This is a genomic window from Halomonas sp. BC04 (assembly GCF_000568385.1).
In genome coordinates, this window is sequence record NZ_AZQX01000062.1 from 1 (window position 1) to 6,734 (window position 6,734).

The following is a 6,734-nucleotide window of genomic DNA, read 5'->3' on the forward strand; positions in this document are numbered from 1 at the left end:
CAGCTCTCCAGGCCCTGGTCGATGAGGGCACGATAGAGCGGCCGCTGTTCGGCGGGAATCGCCACCTCAGGCCTCCTTGAACGCGATCAGCGAGGCGAAGTTGAGGTACTGGAACCAGGTCAGCGAGCGCGGAAAACCGGCCCGGGCCAGGCGGTCGTGATGCGCCTCGAGGCTGTCCGGCAACAGCACGTTCTCCAGCGCCGTGCGCTTCTGGCTGATCTCAAGGTCGCTGTAGCCGTTGGCGCGCTTGAAGTCGTGATAGCGCTCGACTCGCCAGGCATTGTCACGCTCATCGGGATCGATGATCTTCTCCGAGAGCACCAGCACGCCGCCCGGCTCCAGCGCCGCGTAGAGACGGGCCAGCAGGGCCTCGCGATCCTCTGGGGGCAGGAACTGCAGGGTGAAGTTCAAGATCACCATGCCCGACGGCACATAGTCCAGGGTGCGGATGTCGCCTTCGATCACCTCGATTTCGTGCTCGGGACACTCCGTCGCAAGGGTCTCGCGGGCGCGGGCGACCATCGCCGGCGAGATGTCCACCGCGTTGAGCCGGAAGGCATCGGGTGCCAGTTGGCCGGCCAGGGCCAGGCTTGCGGCACCCAGGGAGCAGCCCAAATCGTAGACGTGGGCGCCGTGGCGCAGGTGGCGTTGGGCGATAAGCCCCAGCATACCCAGTATCTGGCCGTAGCCGGGTACCGAGCGGCGGATCATGTCGGGAAAGCAGGCGACGACCTGTTCGTCGAAGGAGAATCGTGCGACCCGGTCCAAGGGTGTGGAAAAGATCGCGTCACGGTAAGATGAATGACTCATGGGGCATGCCGGAAAGTGCAGATTGGCCACTATGTTACGCGTGTCGTAGGCTGGCTGCATCAATGGACGACAATGAACACGGAGGATTCGGATGAGTCATTCCCCGATCGATCAGACGGCTGCCTGGGATGTGCTGGCGGGGCATGCCGGAGAGATGCGCAAGCGCCACTTGCGTGAGCTGTTCGATGACCCACAGCGGGGCCCGGCATTTACGCGGAAGGCGGCGGGCCTGACACTGGATATCTCCAAGCAGCGCTGGTCCGACGAGACCTTGGCGCTGCTGCTCGACCTGGCCCGGGAAGCTGGCGTCCCGGAAGCCATCGGCGCGTTGCTGGCGGGAGAGCGTGTCAACGTCAGTGAGGATCGGCCGGCCCTGCACACCGCGCTGCGCCTGCCAAGCGATGCCTCGCTGTTGGTGGAAGGGGAGGACCTGGTTCCCGGGGTGCATGCCACCCTGGCAAAGCTGGAGGCCATGGTCGAGCGTTTTCACACCCGCCAGTGGCGAGGCGCTACCGGCCATCCCATTCACGATGTGGTCAATCTCGGGGTTGGTGGGTCGGATCTTGGCCCGTTGATGGTGACCCACGCCCTGGCGGACTATCGGCCCGCCGACGCCGCCCATATCGACGTGCACTTCGCCTCGACTATGGATGGCTCGCAGCTGGTCGACTACCTGAGTCGCTTCAACCCCGAGACCACCCTGTTCGTGATCTCCTCGAAGTCATTCACCACCATCGATACGCTCTCCAACGCCCGGACCGCCCGTGACTGGCTTCTTGCGCGACTCGTGCGCGATGGCAACGGTGGTGTGGACGAGGCGATGGTGATGCGCCAGCACTTCATCGGGGTCTCGGCCAAGCCGGAGAAAATGGACGAGTGGGGCATTGCCGAGTCCAATCAGCTCGAGTTCTGGGAGTGGGTAGGTGGGCGCTACTCGCTGTGGGGTGCCATCGGCCTGCCCATCGCCCTGGTGGTGGGCATGCCGCACTTTCGTGACTTTCTTGCCGGCGCCCACGCCATGGATCGCCACTTTGCCGAAGCCCCCCTCGCCGACAACATGCCGGTTTTGCTGGCCCTGGCGGGTATCTGGAACGTCAACTTCCTCGATATCCGGGCCCATTCGATCCTGCCCTACGATGGTCGGCTGGAGTACTTTGCCGCCTATCTCGAGCAGTTGGAGATGGAGTCCAACGGCAAGTCGGCGACCCATGGCGGCCGCGAGGTCAACTACTCGACCTGCCCGGTGCTCTGGGGGCAGCTTGGCCCCAACGCGCAGCACGCCTTCTACCAACTGCTTCACCAGGGTACCCAGCCGGTGGTCTGCGACTTCATTGCCCCTCTGCGGCGCTACGACGACGTCGCCGAGGCGGAGACCCGGGAGCATCTGAAGGCGCAACATCGACTGACCCTGGCCAACTGTTTCGCCCAGTCGCGACTGTTGATGCTGGGCGATGATGCCATCAACGAGCCGGGGGAACGCCCGGGACACAAGCGCTACCGGGGCAACCAGCCCTCCACCACGCTGCTGCTCGATCGCCTGACCCCCGCTACCCTGGGAGCGCTCATCGCGCTCTATGAACACAAGGTGTTCGTACAGGCGACGATCTGGGGCATCAATCCCTTCGATCAGTGGGGCGTGGAGCTAGGCAAGCAGATCGCCGGGGAGACCGGGGAAATCCTGGAGAAGCGTGCCGGTGGCGAGCACATGGACTCATCCACCCAGGCCCTGGTCGCGGCCGTCTGGCAGGCGGAAGCGGATGACGAGAGTCGCGACAAGCGCTTAGGCTCAAGGTGAGACAAGAGATGAGACGAAAGTGAAACTGGCAATGCATACAGGGTTTTGGGTATGCTGAGTGCACCGAAGCGCAGGTCGAGCGCCAGCGGTGTACTCTACCTCCATGGTTTCAACAGCGGTGTGGGTTCACCCAAGGCAGCGCTGATGCGGCTGGCCTGCAAGGCGCTGGGGCTACGATGCAAGACGCCGCAGCTGCCGCACCGGCCGGCGGCCGCCTATCGGCTTGCCGAGGCATGCCTTGGCGAGCTGGGGCCGAAGCCGCTGGTGGCCGGCAGTTCCCTGGGTGGGTTTCTGGCCACCTGCCTGGCGGAGCGACATGACCTGCCCGCCGTGGTCATCAATCCGGCGATACGGCCGGGTCGCCTTGTGGCAGGCTGGGTCGATGAGGTGTTCGTCAACGAACATACTGGCGAGCGCTTTGCCATCGAACCGGGTCACGTCGAGGAGCTGGCGAGCCTCACGCCGCTGTCGGTCTCGCCCGAGCGCTATCTGCTGTTGCTGGGTACGGCCGACGAGAGCCTCGACCCGGCGGACGCCTTCGATCTCTACCGTGGTGCCCGGACCATACTGCACCCCGGTGGCGATCATGCCTTCGGCATGCTGGCGGAGTATCTTCCAGCGATTCTCGCCCACGGTGGCTACCGCCTGGAGCACGGGCGCATTTCCGATCAGGATCTGGATATGGACGACGCATGACACAATACAGTGCCAGCTCAATCGAAGTACTCTCCGGCCTCGACCCGGTGCGCAAGCGCCCCGGCATGTATACCGACACCACCCGCCCCAACCACCTGATCCAGGAAGTGATCGACAACAGCGTCGATGAGGCGCTGGAGGGTCATGCCCGGGAAGTGGCCGTTCGGCTGCTGGAAGATGGCGGCATCGAAGTCAGCGATGACGGCCGCGGCATGCCCATCGACATGCACCCGGAACACGGTGTCACGGGCATCGAACTGATCCTGACCCGGCTCCACGCCGGCGGCAAGTTCTCCCAGTCCAGCTATCGTTTCTCCGGTGGCCTGCACGGCGTCGGCGTCTCGGTGGTCAACGCCCTGTCGCGCCGCCTGGAGGTCGAGGTGCTGCGCGACGGCAATCGGTACGCCATGGCCTTCGAGCATGGCGAAAAGGTGTCCGAACTGGCGGTGACAGGCAGTGTGGCCAAGCGGGTCACGGGTACCATCGTGCGCTTCTGGCCCGACCTCAGCTATTTCGACAGCCCCCGGCTGGCCATGGGCCGGCTCCAGCACCTGCTGCGGGCCAAGGCGGTGCTCTGTCCGGGGCTGAAGGTCACCCTGGTCGAGGCCGACGGTGTCGAGAGCGTCTGGCAGTACGAGGACGGCCTGCGCGACTACCTGGCCCAGGCCACCGACGGCTACGAGGTGCTGCCGGCCTCGCCCCTGATCGGCCATTTCGCCGACGCCGAGCAGGCGGTGGATTGGGCGATCCAGTGGCTGCCCGAAGGTGGCGAGCCGCTGATGGAGAGCTACGTCAACCTGATTCCCACCCCGCAGGGCGGCACCCACGTCAATGGCCTGCGTTCGGGCCTGCTCGATGCCCTGCGCGAGTTCTGCGAATACCGCAGCCTGCTGCCCCGGGGGGTCAAGCTCACCGCCGACGATCTCTGGGAGCGTGTCTCCTACGTGTTGTCGGTGAAGATGCTCGACCCCCAGTTCGCCGGCCAGACCAAGGAGCGCCTGTCGTCGCGTACCGTGGCGGCCTTCGTTGCCGGGGTGGTCAAGGACGCCTTCTCGCTGTGGCTCAACCACCATGTCGACCAGGCCGAGGCGCTGGCCGAACTGGTGATCAATGCCGCCCAGCGGCGCCAGAAGAGCGCCAAGAAGGTGGCGCGCAAGAAGATCACCTCGGGGCCGGCGCTGCCGGGCAAGCTGGCTGACTGCTCGGGGCAGGACCCGGCCCAGGGCGAGCTCTTCCTGGTGGAAGGGGACTCGGCCGGGGGCAGCGCCAAGCAGGCACGCAACCGTGAGACCCAGGCGATCTTGCCGCTGCGCGGCAAGATCCTCAACACCTGGGAAGTCGAGTCCCACGACATCTACGGCTCCCAGGAGGTCCACGACATTGCCGTGGCGGTGGGGATGGACCCGGGCAGTGACGACCTCTCCAAGCTGCGCTACCACAAGATCTGCATTCTGGCCGATGCCGATTCCGACGGCCTGCATATCGCCACCTTGCTCTGCGCGCTCTTCGTGCGCCACTTCCCCACGCTGGTGGATGCCGGCCATGTCTACGTGGCCATGCCGCCGCTCTACCGCATCGACCTGGGCAAGGAGGTGCACTATGCCCTGGACGAGAGCGAGAAGGCGGCGATCCTGCGACGCCTGGAGGGCAAGCGAGGCACGGTGAACGTGCAGCGCTTCAAGGGGCTGGGTGAGATGAGCCGCTGCAGCTGCGCGAGACCACCATGGCGGTGGAGACCCGGCGCCTGGTACAGCTCACCCGAGAGGTCGGCGACGGCACCATGGAGATGATGGACATGCTGTTGGCCAAGAAGCGTGCCGGCGACCGCAAGAGTTGGCTCGAAGACTATGGCAACCTGGCGGACATCGAGGTTTGAGCGAATGAGCCTTTCTGCGCACGAAGCGGCTCCGCAACGGTGGGTGTTTGGCTAGCCGACGTAAGCGGTGCCGGGGACAGGTCGTAGCGGAGGTCATTTGCCAGGGAAGGCAAATGTAGCGCCCAGGGACGGGTTCACAGCGCCTCCGCGCAGGCCTGTCGCCGGCCAAACCGCGTTTCGAGGCCAGCAAGGCTGCCCGACTCATGGAGCGCAACACGATGAAGAAAGAGGTCTCTGAATGACCATGGATATCCAGGTGGCGGAGGGCGATGTCGAACGTCTCTCGCTGCGCGAATACACCGAGAAGGCGTACCTCGACTACTCGATGTACGTGATTCTCGACCGGGCGCTGCCACATGTCGGCGACGGCATGAAGCCGGTGCAGCGACGCATCATCTACGCCATGCGCGAGCTGGCGCTGGGGGCCAACGCCAAGTACAAGAAGTCGGCGCGCACCGTCGGCGACGTGCTGGGCAAGTTCCACCCCCATGGCGACAGCGCCTGCTACGAAGCGATGGTGTTGATGGCCCAGCCTTTCAGCTACCGCTACCCGCTGGTGGATGGCCAGGGCAACTGGGGCAGCCCCGACGATCCCAAGTCCTTCGCGGCGATGCGCTATACCGAGGCACGCCTGTCGAAGTTCGCCGAGGTACTGCTCGCCGAGCTGGGCCAGGGCACCGTGGACTGGACCCCCAACTTTGACGGCACCATGAACGAGCCGGTGGTGCTGCCGGCACGCCTGCCCCATGTGCTGCTCAACGGCGGCACCGGCATTGCCGTGGGCATGGCCACCGATATTCCACCGCACAATGTCAGCGAAGTGGTCGAGGCCACCTGCCACCTGCTGCGCAATCCGGATGCCACTACGGCGGACCTGGTCGAATTCCTGCCCGCCCCCGACTTCCCCTCCCAGGCTGAAATCATCACTCCCCGTGCCGACCTGCGCAAACTCTACGAGTGCGGCCGCGGCTCGGTGAAACTGCGGGCTCGCTACGTCCTGGAGGAGGGCAAGGTGGTGGTCACCGCGCTGCCCTACCAGGTCAGCGGCTCCAAGATACTGGAGCAGATCGCCGCCCAGATGAACGCCAAGAAGCTGCCCATGGTGGCGGACCTGCGCGACGAGTCGACCCACGAGGATCCGACGCGGCTGGTGATAGAGCCCCGCTCCAACCGGGTCGATATCGAGGCGTTGATGGCGCACCTGTTCGCCACTACCGATCTCGAGAAAAACGTTCGCGTCAATCTCAACGTCATCGGCCTCGACGGCCGGCCTCGGGTGATGCCGCTGCCGACATGCTGGGTGAGTGGCTGCGCTTTCGCCGTGCCACGGTGCGCCGCCGGCTGGAGCACCGCCTGGGCAAGGTGGAGGACCGGCTGCATATCCTCGATGGCCTGCTGGCGGCCTACCTCAATCTCGACGAGGTGATCCGCATCATCCGCGAGGAGGATGAACCCAAGGCCGAGCTGATGCGCGCCTTCGCGCTCAGCGATCGCCAGGCCGAAGCGATACTCGAACTGCGCCTGCGTCACCTGGCCCAAGCTCGAGGAGATGAAGAT

3 protein-coding genes and 2 pseudogenes are annotated in these 6,734 nt (G+C 65.1%); 4 read left to right on the forward strand and 1 reads right to left on the reverse strand.

Annotated elements, in window-relative coordinates:
* Nucleotides 1–66 precede the first annotated feature (66 nt).
* Nucleotides 67–810 carry a carboxy-S-adenosyl-L-methionine synthase CmoA gene (gene cmoA / locus Q427_RS04565; RefSeq protein ID WP_043511437.1) on the reverse strand — a complete coding sequence of 248 codons (744 nt, stop codon included), beginning with the start codon at nucleotides 808–810 and terminating at the stop codon, nucleotides 67–69.
* Between the two features lie 91 nt (nucleotides 811–901).
* Here cmoA and pgi point away from each other — a divergent pair, with 91 nt between their 5' ends.
* The 4 genes and pseudogenes from pgi to parC all read left to right on the forward strand — a co-directional run.
* Nucleotides 902–2,605, forward strand: a complete 1,704-nt coding sequence (pgi, locus tag Q427_RS04570) for a glucose-6-phosphate isomerase (RefSeq protein WP_043511439.1) — start codon at nucleotides 902–904, stop codon at nucleotides 2,603–2,605.
* Between the two features lie 51 nt (nucleotides 2,606–2,656).
* Nucleotides 2,657–3,301 carry a YqiA/YcfP family alpha/beta fold hydrolase gene (locus Q427_RS04575; RefSeq protein WP_043511441.1) on the forward strand — a complete coding sequence of 215 codons (645 nt, stop codon included), beginning with the start codon at nucleotides 2,657–2,659 and terminating at the stop codon, nucleotides 3,299–3,301.
* A pseudogene (gene parE / locus Q427_RS04580) lies at nucleotides 3,298–5,177 on the forward strand (DNA topoisomerase IV subunit B). Before Q427_RS04575 ends, parE begins: the two are co-directional and overlap by 4 nt.
* A gap of 238 nt (nucleotides 5,178–5,415) precedes the next feature.
* Nucleotides 5,416–6,734: pseudogene (gene parC / locus Q427_RS04585) on the forward strand (DNA topoisomerase IV subunit A); the annotation flags it as partial.

What these genes read in the sequence shown, in the direction of transcription:
- Q427_RS04575 (WP_043511441.1), top strand. Translation starts at nt 2,657, where the DNA reads ATGCTGAGTGCACCGAAGCGCAGGTCGAGCGCCAGCGGTGTACTCTAC.
- cmoA (WP_043511437.1), bottom strand. Translation starts at nt 810, where the DNA reads ATGAGTCATTCATCTTACCGTGACGCGATCTTTTCCACACCCTTGGAC.
- pgi (WP_043511439.1), top strand. Translation starts at nt 902, where the DNA reads ATGAGTCATTCCCCGATCGATCAGACGGCTGCCTGGGATGTGCTGGCG.